The following is a 25,753-nucleotide window of genomic DNA, read 5'->3' on the forward strand; positions in this document are numbered from 1 at the left end:
ATCTACTCTCCTTCTTGTAATTGAAACAATGCGTTAATTGCCACTTGAGCCATAAATTCTGTTCCATAAATAAGGGCTTCTTCGTCAATGTCAAACTCTGGATCATGAAGCGGCTTTTGTTTTTCGACACCTGGAAGGGCTGTTCCAAGCCAAAAATATGCTCCTGGATACTGAAGTAAAAATCGGCTGAAGTCCTCTCCACCTAGCGAAGGCGCGACTTCAGGTGCAGAATCGATTCCATACATATGAATAGCCGTCTCTTTAATATGCTTTGCCCATATCGGGTCGTTCACGGTTGCAGGGTAACCATCGTAGTACTCGATCTCTGCCTTCGCATCCATCGATTGTACGACACCGTTTACGATCGAATGGAATCTCTTTTTCACCATTTCTTTCGTCTTCGGTTTGTACGTTCGAATCGTTCCTTCAATCACAGCTTTATCTGCGATCACATTGTAACGGCTTCCACCTTCAATTTTCCCGATCGTTAATACAGCTGAATCAACTGGATCGACATTTCGACTGACAATCGTTTGCAAATTCGTCATAAGTGCATTCGCAACAATGATCGCATCTACTGTTTGATGCGGCATGCTCGCATGACCCCCAGCTCCTTCAATCGTAACCTTAAAACGATCTGACGCTCCCATTATTGGCCCCGGCAAGACCCCCATCTGTCCGACAGGCAAATCTGGCCAAACGTGCTGAGCGAAAATCGCATCAGGTTCATGCTCGTCAAACAGCCCATCTTCCATCATCGGCTGTGCACCACCAACAGGGGTAATTTCCTCGGATGGCTGAAAAACGAGAAGGATTTTGCCCGGAAGCTCATCCTTCATTTCATTGAGGATTTTACCCACACCGAGAAGCATCGCCGTATGTGCATCATGTCCGCACGCATGCATGTTCCCTTTTATTTTAGAAATAAAATCATGCGTATTTTCTTCGGTAATTGGCAAGGCGTCCATATCTGCCCGAAGTGCAACTGTCTTTCCAGGTTTCCTGCCTTCGATCACCCCGAGTACACCTGTTTTCGCATAGCCAGTTTTGAACGGAATTCCGTAACTGTCTAGAGTTTCCTGTACTTTGTTCGACGTTTCAAATTCTTCGCCGCTAAGTTCCGGATGCTCGTGAAAATGTCTTCGTAATTCGACAACTTCACGGAACACCTTTTCTCCTTCGCCTTTTACTGATACGTTCATCTGTTATCACTCCAAGATGTTATTAGAAGATGTTCAAAAAGCCAAAGAAAAATAGCTTTCGTATTTCTTCGTTGACTCGTTTCTCTGTTACTCACGTATAACAACACATACGTTCCGCTACTCAAAACTTCGTCGCCTTGATCTACTTGCCACTATATGTCCTCCTTTTTGAACACGTATGATTCGTAAACAAGTTCATATTACTCACAATGAAAGATTGGTTAGAAAGATTCGTTTATCGATCCTTTCTTTGGTCTAGACAACAACCAAAAGATTAACATCTAATCTTGAAAAACAAAGGAAGCAGCCTAAGAACCACTCCCTTTTATTGTAACTCTATTATGCGATGACTGTTCTCTATTTTTCTAGCAATCCGTTAGTTCAGATACATTTCGACTCCTGGCCCGATTGGAAGACCAATCAATGTCCAAACGACAAAGATGATGATCCAGAAGCCAAGGAAGAAGATTGTATATGGGAGCATGATCGAAAACAGTGTTCCGAAGCCAGCTTTTTTATCATATTCACGCATAAATGCAAGAACGACAAGCATATACGGGTTTAAAGGGGTAATAATATTCGTCGATGAATCGCCGAGACGATATGCAAGCTGTACGATCGCCGGATCATAGTTTAAGAGCATAAACATCGGAATAAAAATCGGTGCCATTAATGCCCATTGCGCAGAGCCACTGAAAATGAATAAATTTAGAACCGCTGTTAATAGAGTGAATCCTACGATTACACCAATTCCTGTTAAATTAGCACTTTGTAAAAATTCAGCACTGTTGACGGCAATCCAAATACCAAGGTTACTCCAATTGAAATAGGCGATAAACTGTGCTGCTGCAAAAATTAGGACGATGTATGCTGACATATCCTTCATTGATTCAGCCATATAATTAGGAATATCTTTCGTTCCTTGAATTTTTCCAACCGTTAGACCGTAAGCAATCGCGATCGTAATAAAGAAAAAGAGAATGATCGGAATAATCCCGTCTAAAAAGGGTGACGGTACGATTCCACCGTCTTCACCTCGTAAAGGTGCTCCTGAAGGCAATACAACGAGAGCTACTAAACCTAAGTAAACAAGTCCAGCAATCATCGCATTTCGGAGTCCACGATTTTCTACGTCTGTCACTTCTTCAAGCTCATTTTCATTACTTCCTTTGTATTTGCCAAGCTTTGGTTCAATAATTTTTTCAGTAACTAATGCCCCAACAATCATTAACATTGCGACAGAGAAAATCATAAAGAACCAGTTATCAACCGGGGTAACAACAATATTTGGATCAATCGTTTGCGCAACCTCTGTCGATATACCGGATAATAGCGCATCGGTTCCAGCAATGAAAATATTTGCCGTAAAACCAGCACCAGCACCGGCAAATCCAGCTGCAAGACCAGCTAATGGGTGTCTTCCAAGCCCGTAAAACACCATCGCTGCAAGCGGCGGAACGATAATGAATGCTGCATCTGACGCTAAGTTACCGATTACCCCAGCAAATAACACTGCATATGTAACCAGTGCAGGAGGGGCGTTAAGAATCGACTTTCTCATAAATGCTTGAATTAATCCGACCTTTTGAGCAAGGCCAATACCTAACATCATGACGAGAACGAGCCCTAGCGGTGCAAATCCAACAAAGTTATCGAGCATCGAATCAATGATATAGCGCAGGCCATCTGCTGAGATTAAACTTTGAATCGCCATTTCCTCTTCCGTACCTGGATGAACAACTGTTACTCCAAACAAGCTAACGATGGAAGATAATACGATTACGAAAAGAGCTAAATAAACGAATAACATAAATGGATGAGGCAATTTGTTCCCTACTTTTTCCACTCCATCCAAAAACCGCATAAACTGCCCTTTCTTTCCAGTTTCATTTGGCTGTAATCCTGGATCAGTCATACAAACACCTTCCTTCTAAAAAATAATTTCGCCAATTAAGGAATATTTCCTTAATTATTCCGTTATTAAATAAACTATCATAATCTGATGAAAATGTCTCTATAAAATGCTTAAAAAAATACAAAAGTACAAATTTTCCAAAAACTAGTATGGGCAATACCTTATGCTGAAGCGAATTTATACTTATACATTGTCTATTCGTACCTGAATCCGTGATGAATTAATTTATTCTTTGTATGAATCCTAAAAATCTTTCTATTTAACTATAATGGATTATTACTCGAAGAAGTGAACAGAAGATTCTACATAAATAAGTCTTCAAACCTTGTTATAATTAGAATAGGAACGATTATTTTATTCAAATTCTTATTCACCAGGAAAGGTGTTATGATGAAATTTATTTTAGAAGCCTCTGATGAAACATTATCCACTTATTCTGGATTAGGTCTAATTGAAAAGTGTTCCATCGAGTGTCACTTTACGACAAAGAATGAATCAAATATCTAAAGTAGATGGTTGGAAAGAGGTCCTCTTAGAAGAGTCGACTCATCTCATTAGGCAAATCGATTGCCCTGACAAGAAAGCCTGAAAGAAGAAGATGCCCCACTGAAGAAAACAGTGTTACTTAGACGAGTGAAAACTGTGATCCATAATTTAATAACTCTACAGTAATATATAAGAGTACCGTTGATATGACAGGAATCTACGAGACTGTCTCTTCCTCTACTAGTATGGCTCTGTCGTATATCCGTCGAGACAAATCGATGTATTTTCGAAGAAGCAATCCTCTTTCCTGCGGGAAAAGCGAGCCTGGCGAGACCCCGCAGAACGAAACGAAGTGGAGTTTGAGGAGGCTTGCGGTTCGCCCGCGGCAAAGAAGACACTGTGAATGCAAAAGAAGTGATGCATGAACAGATGTCGCACTTGTGCCTAGAGGTGAAAGCGAGTAGGTGGATGGCATATCAACACCTGTTATCACGGATTCAGGTAAGTACTTAAATATCCAAATATTAGATATAACAACATACACCTGGCACATTTTATACAGTTTTTTGTATAAAGTACCAGGTGTATTGATCTCTTCTGTAAAGGAATAATGACGTGTTATCCTGCAAATGCCTGTGAATTCACGCAATCTTTGTAGTGAATATCGTAGCTTCCTTCCTGTTCTTTTTTCACTCCATGAAACTCAAAATAACCAAATTCGTCTGCCTCGGTCGTATAAGTCTTTACCTGATTTCCGTACGAATCTTTTAACGTTAAGGTTAACACTTGATCCAACTTGTCATCATACACGAACCCAAGAATGAGGACCGTACTGTTTTCCTGATCGTAAACATACGATTTTATATTCAAATCCAAACTAATTGTTTGCATCTTCTTCTTCCTTTCAATTTAACTGATTCATCTTATAGCTAGGGTTAGACAGCTAAAAGCCATATTATTCACTTTGTTGGAGAAAAGTTCCTGTTTTACTCATTCCTTAATATATGTAGCCTTAACGGACGGACATCGTTACCTTCACAAAAAACAATCTTTTTACTGCAGTTCCGTTATCAGTGCAAAACACGGAAACTAGTCTACTTGATTGCCTAATGACGAAATGTTAGTTAGGTTAATTCCTACCCTGTCACACTTTAGCATGATTAGATGCTTGATTGTCCGCTCGTCCGCCTAACAAGTGCTTCGCCAACAATTTCTATCATATCATAGACCTGAATCCGTGATGAATATTTTATTTTTTGTATGAATCCTAAAACTCTTTCGATTTAGCTTGGTGGAGTAAATACTCGAATCCGTTACTGGCGGACTCTTTCACTCCAAAGCACAAGTGGTGAAAGCGAGTAGATGGATGGCATATCAACACCTGTTATCACGGATTTAGGATAGAAATATTTATGAAAAAATCCTTAAAAATAGCAAATTTAACCAAATGAATATACCCGGCCTCTTTATTGATTGCTACATAAAGAGACCGGGTACGTTCACTTTAAAAATTCGCTGATCGAATGATTCATATGTCGGTTGTTATGAAAAACCATCGTGTAATGATTACAAGCTGACTTTATTGTCTGCAGATCGCATATATATTTTTTTGTTAAGTAAAAGTCTTTTTCCAAAAATAATGGTGGATGTTCTCCGATACTTCCTGTAGCTTCGACTAATAACGTTTTACAATCTATCGTCTCGCAAACTTTTTTTATATCAAAACGGTAAAAGCTTTCAAAGTCTTTTCGAACTAGTTCCACTTCAGATTTATGCTGCCAGCGGTTATTTTTTTTCTCAATTTCATATGAGGCTATGCTCTCCATAACCTCACTCCATTCGACTCCTAATGTTGAATAAATATTCTTTAGTTCAATCGTATAGCTTTCAGGTGATTCATAGCTTTTACTCAGTCTGCTCAATGATGGCAAGACGATGTTCCGTTGGTGATTGGATGCCTCAGCAACACCATCAAGCAGGATAAGCGCTTTTACATCCGAGCGTTCTCCAGCAACGATCGCGGCTATATACGCTCCCATTGAATGTCCGAGTAGTATTGGAGATTCAATATCCATAACTTCGAGTAATGCAAGAAGGTCTTCTGCATGTCTTTCAATGGATGTGTCTTCATCGAGATCACTACTATTTCCTCTCCCCCTTAGATCATAACTAATAAATCGATATTCCGGTGAAAAAGCGTGTTGAAAATAATACATGTTTTTATGATTGCCAGTCAGTCCATGAATACTTACGATTGTTCCTTTTCTGCCGGGACTGTCAGCAATCTGAAACGTTTTGTCATTTACACTTAGTTTATATTCTTCCATCTTTGACCTGAACCTCCCATGGTCATAATACGCGATATAAGGAATAAACCGCTTTTCCTGGTAATCGTTTTCCTGTTGAGATAATGACCGTTTTATTTAGCCAGTCATATTTTTCAGAGGCTGTTTCAAAAACCGGAGAAGATCTAAAATAGTATTCTGATGGATCGACGATCTCGTTTTGATCGAGACGTTTAATAACGGCTTCTGGACCATGGCGAATCCCTTTATATGTCATCAATATCATTTGCTCATCATCCGTTTGCAGCATAATTCGGACATCTTGGATGACGGTTCCATCTTCTCTTTGTGTAATCCAGTCATCCCCTCCAGGTATGACAACGCCTTTTAATTGCGGACCCTCGAATGCACCGCCGGTTACTTGAATGATTCTCCTGTTTCCTACAGGGGTTTTCCCTGCAAAAAAAGGGGGACCTATTTCCACATACAAATCACATAAAAAAGCCAATTCAGGCTGGTGTAAACGTTCAAAACTCATCGCATCTCTCCCCCTAACAGTTTTTTCGTTTATGATGGAGCTTACATCGCGGTGTACGATTTTATTAAGTCAGCCGGTTGAATTGTGTACTTCAAGAAGCTGCATGTATCATAAAAATGTCAATAGATGGTATTATGCATTTCAGTTGCTCTACATGTTCATAAAACAATGTTACATTGCCTCAATACATATACTGATCCCTTGCCCGACACCAATACACATCGTCGCTAGACCTTTAGATGCTTCTCTTCTTTTTATTTCATGCACTAACGTCGTGACGATTCTTGCTCCGCTGCAGCCTAACGGATGACCGATTGCAATTGCTCCCCCGTTGACATTGACAGTTTTTCGATCTAGTTGGAGCTCTTGTATTGAGGCGACAGCTTGTGATGCGAAAGCCTCATTTACCTCTACTAAATCAAGGTCGCTAACTGTCCATCCGGCCCTTTTTAACGCTTTTTCTGTTGCGGGAACTGGGCCGATCCCCATAAATCTCGGGCTAACTCCTGCAACAGCACCTGTAATGATTTTCGCGATCGGTTCCAGACCGAGCTCATCTGCTTTCGTCTCTGACATGATCATTAACGCAGACGCACCATCATTAATTCCAGATGAGTTTCCTGCTGTAACTGTCCCCCCTTTACGGAAAGCCGACTTAAGCTTAGATAACTTCTCAACTGTCACACCAGGCCTCGGGTGCTCATCCTCGACAACATCATTTTCCATATTAACCCAGGTGCCAGGCACCTGGATGATTTCTTCCAGCCAGTGGCCTTTTTCGTGGGCTGCTGCATATTTCCGTTGACTTTCATAAGCAAATTCGTCTTGCTGCTGCCTTGAAATATTGTATTTATTTGCGACATTTTCCGCTGTTTCACCGAGGGATTCAATCGGGAAAACGTCATTCATTTTCGGGTTAATGAACCGCCAGCCGAGGGTTGTATCATACATCTCCATATGCCCCCGAGGATAAGCCTTTTCAGGCTTCCCCATTACCCAAGGTGCCCGACTCATACTTTCAACGCCACCAACGACAAAAACATCTCCCTCGTCTGTTTTAATAGAGCGAGCAGCTTGCAATATTGCCTCCATCCCTGAGCCGCATAGACGATTGACCGTTACCCCTCCAACCGATTCTGGCAAACCTGCTAACAAAAGCCCCATCCTTGCTACATTTCGATTATCCTCACCAGCCTGATTCGCACACCCAAAAATGACATCTTCAATAAGACTAGGATCGATACCCGCTTTTTTCACAGATTCTCGGATAACGAGTGATGCTAAATCATCTGGACGGACGGAAGCCAACACCCCGCCATGTCTTCCTATCGGCGTTCTTACCGCTGATACAATGACCGCATTTGTCATGACTGTCCACCAGCTGCTATTACATGGTCACGCCGATACTTTTCCAACTTCGATTGATCGAGCGTTACACCGAGTCCTGGACCTTCAGGGAGGAAAATCGAACCGTCACCGAACTTTAACGGCTGTTCAACGATGTCATCAGCGAGCCAAATTGGTCCGAATAACTCACAACCTTCTGTTAAGTTCGGGAGCGTACTATACACGTGTAATGCCGCCGCTGTCCCGATTGAACTTTCGAGAGATGTCCCGCCAAAACACGGAACACCGGCTGCTTCCGCCATTGCAGCAATTTTTTTCACACGGCTCATTCCGCCAGACTTGTGAATTTTCAAAGAAATAATGTCTGCTGCATTTTGCTTTAACAGACTATCAACCTCTTGAAGTGTACTTGCGCTTTCATCTGCCATAATCGGAACCATCGCCATCTCTTTCAGTCGTGCAAGCCCTTCAATGTTTGCTTTCGGAAGCGGCTGTTCTAAAAATTCAATCCCCGCTTCATAAAGGCGCTCCATCCATTTTCGTGTCGTCAGTTCATCCCACGATCCATTCGGGTCAATACCGACTGTCGTAAACCCTCTTAACTTTTCTGCTACTTCGATTGCTCGTTCAGCATCCTTTGCTGCAGGTAATTTTCCCGCTTTCATTTTAAAATGAAAATGCACATTTTGTTCGATTTTCTCATGCGCCTCTTTTACATCGGCATCAACTTTTCCGACAGCTAAAGCCCAGCGAGTCGAAATAGATTCAGAATATTTCCCTCCAAACAGTTGATGAACCGGAACGTTTACTAGTTTGCCGATAATATCATACAAAGCCATTTCAACCGTTGCTTTCGCGAACTCATTTCCAAAAACTTGCCGGTCCATGATCGTCAAAAGTCTCTCAACATCATACGGGTTTTCATGTAGTAAAAGAGGGGTAAAATATTGGTCGATGACAATTTTCATCGTCTCTACACTTTCACCACCCCACCAAATACCAGGTGTCGTTCCCTCTCCAACACCGGTTATTCCTTCACTCGTTTCAATTTGTAGAATAAGAAAAGGCTTCGCATCGATTTTCGCAGCAGAAAATTGATGTGAGCGCTTTAAAGGAATATCCACTATATCCGTTAAAATACGAGTCATTTTTACATCCACTGAAGATCTTCTCTCCTCTCCTCCGTATCAGTCCCCTGACACTCGATTCTTCTCATTTGTTATTTCCTTTAAACGGCGCAAATGGGCTAGTTCAGTTGCAGTAGGCGGACTAGTTTCAATGACATGATCGGCAACTTTTAAATCCCACCCGCAGTTCGACTTCACATCCTCAATAGAAATCCCAGGGTAAACTTCTGATAATACGAGCTCTTTCGTCTCAGGGTCCGGACGTAACAAGCCTAAATCTGTGATAACTTTTGTCGGCCCTCTACCCGAAAATCCTAATTCATTTCGTGACCGACCGCCCTTAAAGTAACCGACAGAAGTAATAAACTCGAGTTTTTCAACAAACGCCCGTTTTTTTAGTGACATGACAATAAACACTTCATTTGCAAGTGCTGCAATTTCTGGAGCTCCTCCTGCTCCAGGAAGCCTTACTTTCGGTTCATCATAGCTGCCTATGGCAGTTGTGTTTAAATTTGCGAATTTATCGATTTGTGCTCCACCTAAAAATCCAATGTCGACTCTCCCGCCTTGCAGCCAATAATTAAATATTTCAGGTAACGGAACAATCGTATCCGCTGTTACAGCAAGCTCATCATCTCCAATTGACAATGGTAACGTACGCGGTTTTGCCCCAATCGTTCCCGATTCATAAATCAATGTCGCGTTCGGTGCATGTGTCTGCCTCGCAAGATTTGCAGCTGCACTCGGAAGTCCGATCCCAACAAAACAAGTGATTCGGTCGGTTAATTGTCGTGCCGCAACAATCGTCATCATTTCACTTGGCGTATAGTCATTCATGAGACTACCCCCTTAAGCTTATGAAGGAACTCGGAAAAATCAGCTGAGTCTAGCACGTACTGTTCCATCCACTGTTTATATGTGTCACGGTCTCGACTTATTCCGTCCCACTCTTTATAAAATTCATTGTCTCGATTCGAATAATCAAGAGCATATGACGGATATGTTCCATTTGGCACGACTGATACAGCATGAACGATCGATGCTGGAATAAATACTGAATGTGGCTTCGGAATGAGTTCATCTACGACTTCCTCAACGGTGACGATCACTCGATTTGCCGCAAATGCGGCTTCTTTTTGAATTCCGACGATCCCCCACATTTGAACGTTCCCTTGCCGGTCAGCTTGTTGAGCGTGGATAATCGTAACATCTGGATGAATCGCTTTTACCGCAGTCACTCGTTCACCTGTAAATGGACATTCGATCAATGCTACATTTTCAGTACGGTGCAGAAGATCTGTACCTCTGTATCCTTTTAACACGGCAAAAGGCAAGTTTTGTGCGCCTGCAATATAACGGTTTGCAAGTCCTGCATGAGTATGTTCTTCAATGTCGAGCGCTCTAGGCCAACTTTTTTCTACAGCATCCCGAAAACGATGCAACGATCCAACACCTGGGTTGCCTCCCCATGAAAACACGAGTTTTTTAACAACACCCATTCCAATCATCTGGTCATAAATAATATCTGGCGTTAAACGAATCAGAGTTAAATCTTGCTTTTGCTGACGGATAATCTCTTGTGCTGCCCCATGGGGAATAAGGTGAGTAAATCCTTCTAAGGCGATAGAGTCCCCATCTTGAATAATTGTTCGAACTGCTTCACGTATTGTCATGATTTCACCCATACGTATGACCACCTATCTATGTCAAAAATGAATTTTTAAGTCGCCCTCCTATCGGCGACACTCTTTACCTGCGACGAGTAACGCGCAAAATTTCACCTTTTTAGAAAAGGGAAAGAAGAACCGCATTGGTCGATCATCGCATTCGTTAGCGTTTGACCACACAAGTTCTTCTTTCTGAAACGGATAGTTAAAAACAACTATTTATTTTTAGCCGTTACATGTACTGGACGCATTTCAAACTCAAGAGCTGCTGTCGTGTGGTCATCATGCTTTTGTAAATGACAAATGAGTGTATTACGAACACCATCAGCAACATCTGACTCAAGCCATTTATCTCCTTCGAAGAATACTTGAGTAATGAGCTCATCATGTCCTTCAGCACGGAAAATGAAGTGAAGATGTGCTGGACGGTAAGGATGAGAATCAATGTGATCAAGGAACTCCCCTGTTGGTCCATCTGTTGGAATTTTATATGGTGCAGGAACAATCGTTTTTACCGTAAATCGTCCTTCTGCATCGGTTTTAAATTTTCCGCGTAAATTGTACTCTGGAATTCCTTCAGCAAAGTGTGAGTATTCACCGTCTGCATCCGCTTGCCACATGAATACATCTGTATTCCCTAGCGTCTTCCCTTCAGTCGATTTAACAACGCCTGTGAAATAAAAGACTTCGCCTTTCTCATCCGGCCGCATTGGCAGTTCGTACGGTTCGCTTAATTCAGGTTCGTTTTCAATGTAATACGGTCCTAAAAGTGACGGTTCAGTTCCAGGAAGATCTCCATACATTCCTTTTAATACGTGTGACTCAAAAAACACATCAGAATAAAGCGGGATCTCCCCTGATAATCCTAGTCGATTAAACCAATCACAGAACTGGCGGTACTCTTCATGTGTAATCTTTTCCTCATCAATCAATTCGACCACTTTTTGCGAAAACGCCTCGAAAATTTGTACGACTCTTTCGTTTGCCATGTGTAAGTCCTCCCCTTTATGAATAAATATTTTAAAAATGTTTATCGGTCGTGATCACGTTAATGATTTTTAAAGAAGTTCACATCATCCGGGTTTATCCACGTTGAATTCGTCCACCCGTCTAGGTCATAGTCATCCATACACTGTTGCGCAAAGTCTTCGAAGTACTTTGCCTCGCCGCTCATATTTGCAACGACTAAGTTTTCAATTCGTGTATTTTCGTGGTTTCCTGAATAGTTCCTTTCGTACAATTCGTGTCTGCCGCCATAGTCGGTACCAACTGCATCCCAAAGTAATTTAATGACTTTGATTTTCTCCAATGCCTCAATATCATTTGACCCTCGGTAAAGTTGATCAATATAATGTCTCAGCTCAGGATTTTTAAAGTCACTTGCACTTGAAGGCTGCACAATTAAACTTCCGGCAACGACCGTTTCAATGATCTCTTTTACACGCGACCATCCTTGTGCCATAAATACTCTGTACGAAAGACCATAATTAATATTTGGGAGCACCGTACCATTTGCACCCGGATTCGGATTTAATGCCATCGCATCACTCATCGACCAGAACATGTTACGCCAAGCGACGACCTCTCCAATGTTTGCCTGGACTCCACGGAACTGATCTGTACCATTTGCTTTCAACGCTTTTAATAACAACCCAGTCATAAAGTCTAATTTAACCGCTAACCGAGTGACTCCGTGAAATGTAAAACGGTGAAGAAAGCCGCTCTCTGGGAAAAATCCATTTGCTTTTTCTAAATCTCTATAAATCAACACATTTTCCCAAGGAATTAATGCCTTATCAAAAATGAGGACAGCGTCATTTTCATCAAAACGGCTGCTTAATGGATAATCAAACGGACTGCCCATAACTGCAGCATTCATTTCATAAGAAGGTCTTGAAACCAGTTTCACCCCAGGCGTATCCATTTTGGCTACAAAAACGAGGGCGAATTCTTCTTTTTGAATTGGCATCGGGCCGTAATGGGCGACGAAGTTATAATTCGTTAGTGCAGATCCTGTCGCGACCATTTTTGCTCCGCTAACTAATATTCCTTCATCAGTCTCACCGACGACTTTCACAAAAACATCAGAAACTTCATCAATCGGCTTGTTTCGATCTACAGGTGGATTAATAATCGCATGGTTAAAATACCAGTTACGCTCTTGCGCTTCTTTGTACCATTTTTTTGCATTTTCTTCATAAGGAGCATAATATCCCGGGTTTGCTCCTAAAGTAGCGAGAAATGCTGCTTTATAATCTGGGGAACGCCCCATCTGGCCATATGTCATTTTCGACCATTCTGCAATGGCATCACGCGTTTTCAACAATTCTTCGGGACTCGTATCGTTTTGGAAAAATCGTTGTGTGAATCCTCCATTTCCAGTATCTGTTTCACGTGTCAACGTATCTTTCGTCTCTGGGTCATGCAAGGCATCATAAAGCCTCGCGATTGAACGTGCTGAATTCCGGAATGCCGGGTGTGTCGTAACGTCTTCAACGCGTTCCCCATTCAACCAAATTTCCCGTCCATCCTTTAAACTTGCTAAATACTCCTCACCCGTTAATGGCCTTTTCAACTTCTGCTTTTCCTCTGTAGACATGTTCTTCCCTCCCCTTAAAATCACCAGCCTAAATGTAAGCGCTTTCTATTTACAATGATAGTAACTGGGCTCAATATTTTGAACCGCAAAAATGTAAGGAAATCATCCGAAAGACTAGCAGTTTTTTAAACATCGTGAGCGTCTGAATAAGGCATACGTGACTACTTAATAGGAAATGTTGTGATCGGTCGAGGTGAAAATGGAGGTGGAGATCGAGGTGGGTTTACTTACAATGATCCTAGTTAAGAGATAAATCCTGATTTTCGCGGACAAATCACTATTTTCAATTGACAAACCAAAATCCAATCAAGCCCGACTCAACTACAAAAGGCTTTGCGTCGAATAGCCACGCAAAGCCTTTTAACGAATCAAAATTTGAGTTCTTCATTATTGATGATTTTTAATGTAAAATAGATTTTTGTCGCGAGCTGGCAATTAAAGCGCCCCGCCCCCGTTTTCAGATCAATATCACATAAAGACTCTATTTTATCGATGCGATACCGCAGTCCAGCAATGGAGAGGTGAAGGTCATTTGCCGTTTGCTGCAAATTTCCATTATGATCTAAGTATGATTTTAACGTAATCAGAAAGTTGCCGCCGTTGTCTTGATCGTATTCGACAAGCTTTCCAATCGTTTGCTTGTAGAACATAATTAACTCTTCCTGGTCTCCACTTTTTAGAAATAAAATGATCGGCTCAAGTTCCTCATATTTCGCATATTTACTCGCAATCGGATACGTTAATTGGACAAAATCACAGATCCGAACCGCATCACGGTAGCTTTTTCCTAACATAGAAATACAGTCAATTTTTCGGCCAGACCCTAAGTACACTTTCACATCGTTCAGCTTGTCGCTCACTACTTTCATCATTTCTTCATATAACAAATCCGTCCCGTTCATTTCGTTTGCGAGAAAAATAATATACCCCTCTTTTAAGAAAATATCTGTCTTTGGATATTTAGCTAAAAGTACATTCATCACATCGTTGATAGCACCCTTCGGAGATACTTTCAGCGTCATAACACGAAGCGGCTCGCTTGGATTAAAGTCAAAAATATGGGCCATTCTCCTTAACGAAACTTCATCTAAATCTCTGCTCTTTATCATTTCATCGAAAAAATCTTCTTTCTTTTTCCAAATCGATTCAGTTAACTTGCGTTGATGAAACATCTGAATCGTACAAACCATTAATGCTCGTTTCACAATCATTTCTTCCCGTTGACTCAATGAATGATTACCGATCACGATCAGCCTTCCAAGTTTTAGCTGGTGACCCGTAATGTGAAAAGACTGTACGTGCTTCTCATCTGTCCAAGGACTCTCTTCACTCTTTTTACACCAATGATCATAGACGGCTTTATCTTCTTGATCGTGAAAAAATGAAGCATGCACCTCGCCTAAATGGTCAATAATGACCGTACGTTTTAGTACATTTGCAATCAACTTCGTCGTATCATTAATATCCAGATCTTTTAATAGTAAGTCTGTTAATTGATCTTGAATTTGTTCTGAAGCAAGAATATCCTCATTTAATTGTTTAATTTCTAAATATGCATGGTCGAGAACGGATTGTAACGATTGTGTTTTATAATACGTTAAGTCCTGTAAATATTCACCTGAACAGTCATTAACCGTTTCTGCAACGAAATAACAGTAAGGGTCCCCTTTCCCTTTACAATATTTTTCGTGGACTACCACTTCTTTACCGAATGTTTTTGTCAAAAAACCACTCGCATAACCGACAAGAATCCAGCAAACTGATTCTTCGTTTGTGCCAAAATGAGAAAGGTGCTCAGCAGCTTCAAACGAGTTTCTCCAGTAGCCAGTAAAGTATAGTCGTTCGTCATCACTCTCAAGTATATCCGGCTCTACAGTTACGATCCCTTCTAACGTATGAAGCGATGGGCCAGACAAAAGTAGTTCTTCCTTCGATTCCCACTGATACTTTTCTAACATGATTTCTCCGTCTCTATATCCGCACGCCCAGCCATATCTCAGAAGGAATCCTTTTGCCCGTTCAACGCTTAACGTATTAATCAGATCACGTCTCAAAATCCCAAGAGCTTCTACAGACATCAAAACCATTCTTTTATCATGAAGCATAATTGTCCCTGTCCGAGGGTTTATATCAATTAAGTCATGAAATAACAATTGATGGCCTTTGACTGTCACACTCTCTCCTCCCCCCACCATCTCGTACGCTCTTTTTTTATTTTTATGAGTTTGATCGTCCTGAAAAGGATGACCCCGCCGTCCATTTTACCCCTTTTATATATTCAATAAACGATTTCTTCTCTTCTATTTCCTCGTAAATTTCACAATAAATTTTTTCGCTAACGTTTTTTCATTTTCTAGAGTCGATGTCATTTTTCCCCCGTAAAATATAACGTCTTCAACCTTCTCAACATCAACAGTCACGAACTTAAATTTGACGTATTTGACACCCTTCCTTTTCCAGTAAGATGGTAACAATTCTCAGGTCCAATAACATGCACCATGATATACTCATTTGCCTCAGCATTTTTCACATTTCCCACACGATCACCAATCGTAAATCTGAGTCCCTGTTATCTGTAAGCGCTTTCAACTAAAAAATGCAAGTAACATTATCATTGTTTAATTCAGCATCGAACGTAATGAATGACACAAGCCTTTCCTCTTGTAAAAAATGCATCGTATCATCCGTTAAATGAGCTTTCACTTTCACCATATACCCCCTCCTCCGTTTTCAACAACCTAATCAAATAAAGTCCTAGAAATTAAGTTTAATTTATAGTTCTTTTCACTATTTCAACATCCAATATAAATTGTACCAATTTTCTGTCATTAGATAAACCTTAAATTCATACAGTAAATTCAATATCAACGATCTTTTTTTGCTGGAGGTGTTGAGAGAGTAAGAGAGAATAGTATATACATAAATTTATTGACATTTTTCGAAAAAGTGAAGGAGGCAGTTACATGAAAATTGTTCAAGCTACAACGAAAGATGCCGAGAAAATACTTGAAATTCAAAAACAAGCTTACGTACGAGAAGCGATTACATATAACAATTATGAAATTGCTCCACTCATTGAAACGTTGGATGAAGTTCTCGAAGACTTTCAAACAAAAGTTATTTTCAAAGCGGTTATTGACTGGAACATCGTTGGTTCTGTAAGAGGATTTGTCGAAGATGACGTCTGCTATGTCGAAAGGCTAATGGTCTCTCCCTCATACCAAGGAAGAGGCTTCGGTAAATCGTTAATGAAACAGTTAGAATCATATTTCATTGAAGACTGCATTCGTTTTGATTTATATACAGGATCTAAAAGCATAACGAATCTCCGTTTTTACGAATCAATTGGCTATAAGCCATACAAAACGGAAATGATTCGCGAAAATATTGATTTTGTCTTTATGGAAAAGGAAAATATAAAAAATATCGAGTAATAGTTGAAAAGCCAGAAATCGATCGAATAAGGTTTCTGGCTTTTCTTTAACCGACGTAACATCAATCATTTCCCGAGAAATAATGTTGATTCGACACGTTCATCTTATTAGGACTACGAATTATGAGTGTTAAAATAGATGACGTTCGTTTATTTATCTTTCGTCATTTAACGGTAAACTGATTTTAAAGGTTGTTCCTTCATGAGAGGTTGACAAAAGTTCGATTTTCCCGCAATGGTTTGCAATAATTCTCTGAACAATCGTTAAGCCGAGACCTGTCCCGGCCTCTTTAGAAGTTAAAAATGGTTCAAACAATGATTGCTGAATTTTTTTAGGAACTCCCGGACCTGTATCATGGAAATAAATATCATAATTTTTTTGATTTACTTTCGTATGAACCGATATCGTACCTTCTCCGTCCATCGCTTCTACACTATTTCGAATTAAGTTATGGAACACTTGCTTCATTTGTTTTACATCAATGAAAAGTGGCACACAGTCAAATTGTATATCAAACTCTACCTCTTCACTTCCAATCGCTTGAGTAATTAAAGGAAGAATATCATCAATTAAGTCTTCCAAATACGCTTCCTTTGTCACCGGTGCACTTGGTTTCGTTAATAATAGCATCTCTTCAATGATTGAATTAATCCGATCAAGCTCCTTCATTAGCAATGGCAAGTAGTATTTTTCTTGTTCGCTTTCAGAAAGTGATTGTTTCATTAATTCGAGGAACCCATCAATTACCGCTAAAGGATTACGAATTTCATGGGCTGCACCAGCAGCAAGCTCACCGACTAAAGCTAACTTCTCTGTCTGATGCATTTTCTTCTCAAGCTCCTCTGTTTCGGTAATGTCAACAAAGTAAAAAATTCTTCCAATTACTTCGTTTGTTTGGTCCATCAGCTCCGATTGAGAGACAAGTAAAGATTGCTTCGATTCCTCGGTTTCAAATGAAACCTTTACGTTTTGGACAATGCTTTTAGACGCAACAATATTCCAAAAATCTTCATTTTCACTTTTATCGGGATGTCTAATTTTTTCTTTTACTGAATCCGGTGCATTCCCTAACATTTTTTTCGCTGTATTGTTAAGGGTAAAATCAGATGTTTCTGTCCCAATCGTCATTATGCCAATCGGTAAAGAGTTTAAAATTTGTTCACGGTAAATCTTATCGTTTAAAATTGTGTTAAACGATTCCTTTAGACGTGAGGACATTTTGTTTATAGAAGTCGTTAAAAGCTGCAGTTCTAATTGTTCTGCCTCTGGAATTGACAATCCATACTGTCCATCAGCAATGTCCCCGACTTTTTCCACCATATTTTCTACCGGATGTGTCAATTTATTACTAATACGGTAAGCAAAAATAAACGATAAAATAATCGCTAATGCCGTTAAAAAGATTAATAAAACTAATGATTTTTCTATTATGGAAGAAAATTGATCTGTATGGTCATCTAGCGTATGAAATACTTCTAGTCTTTCATCAGCTAAGCTGCTTTGTAAATCAATGATGTCTGGCAAATACTGGTCAACAATATAATCAGCTGCAGCTTCATGGTCATTCATTTCAATTAAGCCGGCAACATTGTTCGTCACCTTAAAATCTAGTAAATCGATTTCCCTTTGATAATCTTTTAAACTGTCTGGCACTGTTCCGTATTCATTTTTTATCGTATCTTCATGCGAACTTATCCCATATGAATTATAGGTTGTAACAAACTCACAGCAAAAATCATTACTAATTGCTGTTTCCACCATGTATTCTTTTACCTTCAATTCCTCTTCCCAATGAGAGAGCCAAACGAGCTCAGGTATGTTTGTTTCTTTTACTTCAGTGCTAACTTCGTTAATATCATTAATCGACTGTGTGAGAATTAAAGAAAAGCTGCTTAATAACAACGTAATGAATAGGAGAACAAACAATATTTTACTGCGAAAAGACATATTTTTTACGACGTTTTTCATAATTTTTCTCCTTTAAAACGATAGTTCACCACGCTGGTATTTGAGGAACTCAGACTCAAATGCCTCCTTTTCCTCATTTGAAAACATCGGACCAAGCGGAGCAATATCAAAGACACCGTGCCTTTGATCGAGTGTGACGACTCCAGGTGGAATTCCTTCATCACTAAAATAATCATGCATGATTGAAACATACGCATTTGAAATATCATTAAGGACACTCGTTAACACGACATTTTCCCCCATATAAGATTGGTCATCGATAAATCCAATCACATACACATTATGATTTTTAGCATGCTCAATGACATCACGATTAAATGCGTTCCCTCTTGAAAAAATAACATCGACACCTTGTTCAATCATTTCCTCCATTAGCTGAACGGCTCTTTTTCCATCATCACGACTTTCTACAACACCGTAATAAAATTGAGCATCCGGCTGGAAATGGATGATCCCTTGCTGAAAGTCCCGGTTCTCCTCTTCATAATGAATGGCATCTAATAGCCCGATTTTATTACTCTCTGATTTCATCGATGCAGCTAATGCTGCAAAATATTCGATATTGCCTTTATCAAAAGTGTATACTGTTTGATTATCGTGGATAGCTGAACCGTGTAACGTTACAAAATGAACATCTTCATACGTTGGGGAAAGCTTTGCAAACACATCAGAAAACTCACGCCCTTGCCCAATAATAATTGTTGGATCGGCGGACATAGCTTCTAAAATAGCATCCTCCTTTCGTTCATCCGTATCTAATTCACTATATAAAGTCGTTGAAATATTAAACTCTTCTTCGATTTTTAGTTGACCTTTATAAGCCATGCTGCCCCAGCTTTGATCAACAATCTCATCAGAAGTAAGAATAACGACATGCGGTTGGTCCTCTTGAGCATCGATCACCGGTGGACCATGGAGGATTCCATTTGTCCTAAACAAAATCACTAGAATGATAACTGCAGCAATAATAATGGAAGAAAATAGGATAATATGAAATTGATTTGTTTGCTGCATAGATATCTCTCCTTTATCTTAACTACCTTTTATTCTAGCGAAAAAACGAAGAAAGGTCTACAAAACATTAGATAATTCTACTTAATTCGACACGATTCTTCACATTTGAATACCTATTTATCATTCCTTAAAAACTAGACTATTCAAATATAAATAATCCTAAAAAATTTGACTTATTAGTAAAGAGGTTCTCAGCAGGTGAATTATACAAGTCTTTCGTGCAAGTCTAAATGGCAAAAGCGCCTACCTTTATGTTATACGATCGAAGATAAGTTTGGTTTTGTACGAATGAACAAAAGCGCAAGCGCCTTGCACACGAGCGACACTCTTTACCTGCGACGAGTAATCGCAGGAGCAAGCACTGGAGGCCTGGCAAGAAGAAGTCCGATCTTAGACTTCAATTGACAGGGCGAAGTGACCTCGAGCGAGTAGGCGCTGAGCTAGACGTAACAACTATTTCGAGAACTTATCCACAAGATCTAAATCTATAGTTTCCTCACTAGCGTTGCATTAAAATTTTCTTATAATGTCAACCATAAAACGGCTGGTTAAGCCATCCATAATATTCCTTTTTATGGTTATTCTGAATATTCAGTTTATAGTATTTTGGAGGTAAAGAGTCAAAAGGATAAGGGGGGCTTACGAAGGTAGTCCTTATCCACTTTTTACCAAATGTTTTTAGATGATAGGGTCATATGTTAAATCATTCAAATGTTCAATCTCTTCTTGTTCGAATTGTTTCACGGTTTCTTGAAAAACTTTCTCATGATCAAGCTTCTGTCTACCAGCTGTCGTTCGATCTGGTTTTCGAAATAGCTCCTTTATGAATACGGAGAAGCTTCTCCACCAGTACTCACCTATGAATTCAATCATTTCTAGGAGAGTACCTTTAAACGACACGCTTTTCTTCATTAACAAAGTTAAGCAGAAAGTGATTATTGCTATAAAGATTTGGTTGTACACAGCATTTCTGCTCTTCCCATAACACTTTTTCAATACGAGGTGTTGCTTCATCCATTTGAAGAACAATTCAATTTGCCATCTATTTCGATAAAGGTCACTAACTTCCTGTGCAATCATTTTTGCATCATTAATAATGATTTCAATAGGATTCCCTTGGCTATCTTTTGTTTCAATTAACCTGAGTGGGTACTTCATATTTCCTAGTTTGACCACAGCTTCACGATCAATATCAGAAGATGGATCAACGGGAAGCTCTTCAATCACTTTAATGACTGTGTTGTCCTTTATTCGTGTACAAAATCGAATGTTCTTACTACAGTAGTAGTCAAATTTTGAGTAGCTAAAGTAACCTCGGTCAAAGACGTGGAGTGCATCTTTTTCTATCACCATTAAGTTATCCAATTGCGTGAGATCTGCCGGTCTTGCAGAGGTGACAATGATCTCACCTGGAGCGGTTTCTCCATCATAAAAAACCACACGAGAATGAATTTTTACGCCAGCTTTGGTTTCTCGGAAATCTGCCCATCGATATTGGCTGATTGTTAAAGAGAGGGTCGAAGAATCAATGAGATGAATTTTTTTTAATAATTGATCTCCTTTTTTCTTCCCATATTCCTGGTGAATCTGTTGAACGAGATGGTGCATAACAGCCTGGAAGATTTCTGGTGGGAGGTCTGAAAGTTTTCTCGAAAGTTGTGATTTACTAATACTTTTTAACCCTAGTTCTCGTTGCAATCTTTTTTTATGCTTTACCTTGAAACTAATTTTTTTAAGGCTATCTATTTGAAGCAATTGGGCATAGATAAATACCTTTGTGAATGTGAGACAATCGAGCTTTTTCGTATATTTATCTAATTCCATTTGATCCACCATTGCCGAAAAAACTTTTTCATTAATCGGGTGGATGTATTCCTTTAAAACTGTTTTTATGGTATTCTTGTCCATGATTGAGCTCCTTATTATTAGGATTTGGACAGGACTACCTATCTTCGTTGTCCACCTAATTATAAGGAGTTTTTTTGCATCCATAAAGACTTGAAATTGCCATAAATCCCATTTAATTACATGGCGCTAATAACTTGACAAATTGAATTTTATTTTATGCAACGCTAGTGTAGTTTCCTAAACGATAAAAAAATGCCTGCACCTCCAACATAATGAATAGTATCATTCCATTATGTAAGAGAATAGCAGGCACCCGTAAAAAATCATTCATTTATGCATTTCTACTTTTTATTTCGTAAGTGCTTGTCCTTGTTTCTGATACTGTATGATAAGTTCATCTAATTCTTGGCTGCACTTAATGACAAAATCAGACCCGACACCATAAGTTGACACCAATCTTTCTAGTTCCTCCTGTTTTTCTACAATTGCTTTTTCCATAACGTGATCCCCCACTTTTAGGAATTAGTGTCATTATACTACATTTTTTATTCTAAATGTCATTTTTAGTAAAAGAGCTCTAGAATTTGTCAAAAATAGTATAATGGACCACCCTATTATGTGGGATACTGCGATTTTTAGCGGTATTTCACTGAAACGAAACCCTCATTGATAGAACACCATGACAATAAAAACACTCCATTTGTTATTTTTTAGAGCCCCTAAATCGATACAAAGGAGCGTTTTCTAATAAAATATATCCCTATTTATTTCCAAAACAATAACATAAATCAGCCTTTATTTACTAATGGATTTTGAAGTGGAGGTCCCTGAACATCATGGTTGCTCTATTGTAAATAAAGTCATGAAGCAGTTGGATGAAAATCTTCTCTATCAGTGTAACGATGACGGTGGACAGCCCCTTCCTCATACTCATAAAAGGTTATTTTTTTAATGTCTCTTCTCAGATTCCCTTTTTGAAGCTTTTACAATATAATAATGGATACCTTTTGTATGTTGACCTTGAAGCATATCTACTACGACATACCCCTCATTAAACAGTTCAATAAAAGCATCACGCAGTGTATACCTCCACTTCAAAGCTACCTCAATATCGGTTTTCTTTATTTCCTGAATATTTGTAGGTACTGCAATTTTATAATACATTTGTTCAATTTGATGTTTATTTTTCACAGGATAAATTATTGAATTTTTCACCTTACAATCTACTAAATGAATAGCACCTAGATCACTATAATCTTGTCTTTTAAGTGGTGCCGTTGTGAGGTCTAACTCGACTAAAAATCGATCCGTTGGCATACCATGATTTAAATGATCTTCCATATTCTCTCCATAATACGAAGGATAATAATGTTGAACATATCCTCCTAGCTTCGCTATATTTAAATAACCATTTCTCGCTTCTAATGGATCGTAGGTCCAAATAACTTTTTCATAACCGTATTTATAAGCCCACTCTTTCTGGTACAATTTTAAGCTCTTACCTATTCCTTGATTCCGATAAGCGGGATAAACTCCCATCATATGCGAGACGAGGACGTTTCTATTGTTTCTAAACCCCGGAAAACCGTAACAAAAACCAACTAAATTATTCTTATCATATGCACCAATGACATGACCTCCATTATTAACGGAAGCAATTAATTGATGAAGGGAGGTCACGCTATTCCATATTGTTTCCTGAAAAGCCACCACTTCTGAAATCCTCGATACATCGTCTATAAATTGAAAATCAATCTTCTGCTCCATCTTTCTCCGCCTTCCCAATTTATTTGTTAGATAATTACTTACTAGATATTCCTTTGAAGTAACAGACACAGTGAATTAATTGTTTGGCGATTAACAATAAAACAAAAGACAATTAGCATAAAAGACACTTTATAAAGAATATTTCATATATAAAAGAGTCCTAGCTATTAAATCTACTAAATAGCTAAGACAAATAAGTAACTAGGTTCTTTTTTATATAACTCTCTTTGTATAACTATATCTATCTTTCTTTCGGAAATTGGCGATAATGATAAGCGACTCTCTCAACCTCTCCATTCTCATCACGAATGAATCGAACGACTTCCTTTTGGTCATTTACATTAGCTAAGAATAAGTCTTCTCCAACGCCATGTAAATAGAATGAAACCTCTCTTGCTGTGCAATCAAGATTACCATTTTTTACTTGAATCGTTAAATTCATCCCTTCATTTGATGTATATTTTCCTGCGTACTCTGCTAACTTTTCATTAGACATGGAGTACTTTTTGTAATGCAAATGTCCTGGTTCAGCATTTGGAGCTCTATCTTCAATTTGATTGATTGCTGCATTCATGATCGTCGTCGCCGGTACACCCGCTAAATTCGTTAAAATCATTCCTGAAAGGCCTCTTTCCGGAATAATACATAATTGAGAAGCAATTGCTTTCAAGTTGCCTCCATGTTCGACTAATGTGGCACCGTGGAAATCTGGTGTAATCATAAATCCATATCCGTAATACTTCCCAGGTACAACTTCGATATGTGGCGTGATCATTGCTTGAACACTTTCAGAAGAAAGAATCTGTTTTTCTCCAACTTTCCCGTTGTTTTTGAAAATCTCTGCGTATTTCAGCATGTCGTTGACTGTCGATTTTAAATACCCAGCTGGTCTCATTGCAGGAGAGTCCCACCAAACAGGAGCTTCATATATTTCCTTTCCGTCCGCTGATTTTCTTGCTGCATAAAGAGATGTTACATCATGATAATGATCCAACTCCGTGACTAACGAACAAGAATGAGTCATTCCCAATGGATCTAAAATATATTCTTTGACATATGTTTCGAAGCTCATACCAGTTACACGCTCCACAATTGCTCCTAATAAGGCATAACAATCATTAGAATAACTGAATTCCGATCCTGGGTAACCTAACAATTCAAAATCGAGTTCACTAATAAACGCCATTAATTGCTCATACGTATCAATCGGCTCTCGATCAGGATTTTTTATTTTTAATCCCGGATAATCTTTAACAGAAGGATCTTTATCTAAACTTCTTTTATTTGCATACACCAATGACGGAAGAGGAGGAATTCCTGAAGTATGAGTCATAAAGTGATGAATCGTCATCATCTTTGTCAATTTTGAAGGAGTGGAAAATTCAGGTAAATACTTCACTACAGGGTCATGGACATTTATTTTACCATCCTCTTGTAATTGCATGATTGCAACACATGTAAATGACTTTGTGACGGAAGCAATTCCAAAAACTGTATCCATTGTGACAGGTAGCTTATTATCAATGTCCCGATAGCCAAATCCTTTTTCGTAAATAATAGATCCATTTCGAGAAAAGCCAATTGCAACACCTGGAATCTGATGCTTATCAACTAATTCATCCGCGTACTTTTCAAATACACTCATTTCAACTTGATTCTTCATTTAAAGTCCTCCCTTTGGTTAATTTTCATTTCGATAATAGCTGTAGTAAAACTCATTCGTATGATTATATTGCTCTATGCGCGCTTCAACTTTTTCATTATCAATTGACATAACTCCGGTTATTAATGCGTTTAATATAGAGAATATTGTCGGCATCCCTTTTAAACTCGTAGGCTTTGGTGTAATTGCTTTTATTGTTATATCTGCTATCAATCCAATTGGTGAAAGCTCATCGTCGGTAATACATAAAATCTTCGCACCTTTTTCCTTTGCTGCTTTTGAAAATGAAATCGTTTGTTGTGAGTATCTTTGAAATGAAAGAGAAATAATTAAATCCTCGTCATTTATATCAGTTAATAAATAATTCGCATCGTCAATGTCACCTTTAAACAAAACAGTCTTTCCCCTAATAATATTTAAACTGTAGGAGATCCATTGTGCTGGAGCATGGGATGTCCTTAGACCAACTACAATAATTTTGTTCGCATTGACGATTTCGTTCACTGCTTCTTTAAAGCGTTTATCACCAAGTTCTTCAAATGTTTGTCGGATATGATAGACATCCTGATTCATTGTTTGATAAAATACACCATTATCGGACTTTATCCCTTCCGTTAATTCTTTCAGTGGATCATTTTCAGGCATGAGCAATGCTTTACGAATTTCTTCTTGAACCGCTGTATATCCTGAATACCCTAAACTATTGCAACAACGAATGACTGTTGTTTCACTAGTCTCTGTTAAATTGCCAATCTCCTTTGCTGGATACAAAGCAATTAATTTTGGGTTTTCTATAATAAAGTTGGCTATTTTTTGCAATCTTTTCGTTAAATTGTGATAATTGTTTTTAATTTGTAACTTAATTTTATCCATTTATTTCTCCTTAATATGCT

21 protein-coding genes are annotated in these 25,753 nt (G+C 38.9%); 1 reads left to right on the forward strand and 20 read right to left on the reverse strand.

What is annotated here, in order from left to right:
* Positions 1-2: 2 nt before the first annotated feature.
* From CD001_RS25380 to CD001_RS27110, 13 genes are all read right to left on the reverse strand, one after another.
* Positions 3-1,202: a M20 metallopeptidase family protein gene (locus CD001_RS25380; protein ID WP_096190348.1), complete on the reverse strand. Its 1,200-nt coding sequence runs from the start codon at positions 1,200-1,202 to the stop codon at positions 3-5.
* Positions 1,203-1,578: 376 nt separating this feature from the next.
* A complete protein-coding gene (locus CD001_RS25385) occupies positions 1,579-3,117 on the reverse strand; it encodes an AbgT family transporter (RefSeq protein ID WP_096190349.1) in 1,539 nt (512 codons plus the stop codon).
* Between the two features lie 1,104 nt (positions 3,118-4,221).
* Positions 4,222-4,494: a hypothetical protein gene (locus CD001_RS25390; RefSeq protein WP_096190350.1), complete on the reverse strand. Its 273-nt coding sequence runs from the start codon at positions 4,492-4,494 to the stop codon at positions 4,222-4,224.
* A gap of 608 nt (positions 4,495-5,102) precedes the next feature.
* The gene (locus CD001_RS25395; protein WP_096190351.1) at positions 5,103-5,930 is read right to left on the reverse strand and encodes an alpha/beta fold hydrolase; all 828 of its coding nucleotides are present in this window, start codon (positions 5,928-5,930) and stop codon (positions 5,103-5,105) included.
* Between the two features lie 22 nt (positions 5,931-5,952).
* The gene (locus tag CD001_RS25400; RefSeq protein WP_096190352.1) at positions 5,953-6,426 is read right to left on the reverse strand and encodes a DUF3237 domain-containing protein; all 474 of its coding nucleotides are present in this window, start codon (positions 6,424-6,426) and stop codon (positions 5,953-5,955) included.
* Positions 6,427-6,597: 171 nt separating this feature from the next.
* Positions 6,598-7,794 (reverse strand): thiolase family protein, encoded by a 1,197-nt coding sequence (locus tag CD001_RS25405; protein WP_096190353.1) that lies wholly within the window; start codon positions 7,792-7,794, stop codon positions 6,598-6,600.
* Complete coding sequence (locus tag CD001_RS25410; protein ID WP_096190354.1) at positions 7,791-8,933, reverse strand: muconate/chloromuconate family cycloisomerase; 1,143 nt, start codon at positions 8,931-8,933, stop codon at positions 7,791-7,793. The genes CD001_RS25405 and CD001_RS25410 overlap by 4 nt, the downstream gene beginning before the upstream one ends.
* Before the next feature lie 27 nt (positions 8,934-8,960).
* Positions 8,961-9,737, reverse strand: a complete 777-nt coding sequence (locus tag CD001_RS25415) for a CoA-transferase subunit beta (protein ID WP_096190355.1) — start codon at positions 9,735-9,737, stop codon at positions 8,961-8,963.
* Positions 9,734-10,585 (reverse strand): CoA transferase subunit A, encoded by an 852-nt coding sequence (locus CD001_RS25420; protein WP_096190356.1) that lies wholly within the window; start codon positions 10,583-10,585, stop codon positions 9,734-9,736. The genes CD001_RS25415 and CD001_RS25420 overlap by 4 nt, the downstream gene beginning before the upstream one ends.
* Positions 10,586-10,782: 197 nt before the next feature.
* On the reverse strand, positions 10,783-11,556 hold the full coding sequence (locus tag CD001_RS25425; protein ID WP_096190357.1) for a dioxygenase family protein: 774 nt from the start codon (positions 11,554-11,556) through the stop codon (positions 10,783-10,785).
* 59 nt (positions 11,557-11,615) lie between these two features.
* The gene (locus CD001_RS25430) at positions 11,616-13,166 is read right to left on the reverse strand and encodes a 4-hydroxyphenylacetate 3-hydroxylase N-terminal domain-containing protein (protein ID WP_096190358.1); all 1,551 of its coding nucleotides are present in this window, start codon (positions 13,164-13,166) and stop codon (positions 11,616-11,618) included.
* 368 nt (positions 13,167-13,534) lie between these two features.
* Positions 13,535-15,340: a XylR N-terminal domain-containing protein gene (locus CD001_RS25435; protein WP_257009940.1), complete on the reverse strand. Its 1,806-nt coding sequence runs from the start codon at positions 15,338-15,340 to the stop codon at positions 13,535-13,537.
* Between the two features lie 415 nt (positions 15,341-15,755).
* Positions 15,756-15,878, reverse strand: a complete 123-nt coding sequence (locus tag CD001_RS27110; RefSeq protein WP_257009941.1) for a PNPOx family protein — start codon at positions 15,876-15,878, stop codon at positions 15,756-15,758.
* A gap of 251 nt (positions 15,879-16,129) precedes the next feature.
* On the opposite strand from CD001_RS27110, the gene CD001_RS25440 reads away from it, so the two are divergent.
* Positions 16,130-16,600, forward strand: a complete 471-nt coding sequence (locus tag CD001_RS25440; RefSeq protein WP_096190360.1) for a GNAT family N-acetyltransferase — start codon at positions 16,130-16,132, stop codon at positions 16,598-16,600.
* A 153-nt stretch (positions 16,601-16,753) separates the two neighbouring features.
* Here CD001_RS25440 and CD001_RS25445 read toward each other — a convergent pair whose 3' ends face one another.
* From CD001_RS25445 to CD001_RS25475, 7 genes are all read right to left on the reverse strand, one after another.
* The gene (locus CD001_RS25445; RefSeq protein ID WP_096190361.1) at positions 16,754-18,568 is read right to left on the reverse strand and encodes a sensor histidine kinase; all 1,815 of its coding nucleotides are present in this window, start codon (positions 18,566-18,568) and stop codon (positions 16,754-16,756) included.
* Between the two features lie 12 nt (positions 18,569-18,580).
* On the reverse strand, positions 18,581-19,582 hold the full coding sequence (locus CD001_RS25450) for a BMP family ABC transporter substrate-binding protein (RefSeq protein WP_096190362.1): 1,002 nt from the start codon (positions 19,580-19,582) through the stop codon (positions 18,581-18,583).
* 678 nt (positions 19,583-20,260) lie between these two features.
* Positions 20,261-21,490 carry an IS4 family transposase gene (locus CD001_RS25455; RefSeq protein ID WP_096188825.1) on the reverse strand — a complete coding sequence of 410 codons (1,230 nt, stop codon included), beginning with the start codon at positions 21,488-21,490 and terminating at the stop codon, positions 20,261-20,263.
* A gap of 288 nt (positions 21,491-21,778) precedes the next feature.
* On the reverse strand, positions 21,779-21,928 hold the full coding sequence (locus tag CD001_RS25460) for an aspartyl-phosphate phosphatase Spo0E family protein (RefSeq protein WP_096190363.1): 150 nt from the start codon (positions 21,926-21,928) through the stop codon (positions 21,779-21,781).
* 450 nt (positions 21,929-22,378) lie between these two features.
* On the reverse strand, positions 22,379-23,197 hold the full coding sequence (locus tag CD001_RS25465) for a GNAT family N-acetyltransferase (RefSeq protein ID WP_096190364.1): 819 nt from the start codon (positions 23,195-23,197) through the stop codon (positions 22,379-22,381).
* A gap of 241 nt (positions 23,198-23,438) precedes the next feature.
* Positions 23,439-24,860, reverse strand: a complete 1,422-nt coding sequence (locus CD001_RS25470) for a serine hydrolase (RefSeq protein WP_096190365.1) — start codon at positions 24,858-24,860, stop codon at positions 23,439-23,441.
* Between the two features lie 18 nt (positions 24,861-24,878).
* The gene (locus CD001_RS25475; RefSeq protein ID WP_096190366.1) at positions 24,879-25,733 is read right to left on the reverse strand and encodes a MurR/RpiR family transcriptional regulator; all 855 of its coding nucleotides are present in this window, start codon (positions 25,731-25,733) and stop codon (positions 24,879-24,881) included.
* Positions 25,734-25,753: the final 20 nt, after the last annotated feature.

The sequence above is a fragment of the Evansella halocellulosilytica genome (assembly GCF_002335745.1).
GTDB lineage: Bacteria > Bacillota > Bacilli > Bacillales > Salisediminibacteriaceae > Bacillus_CA > Bacillus_CA halocellulosilytica.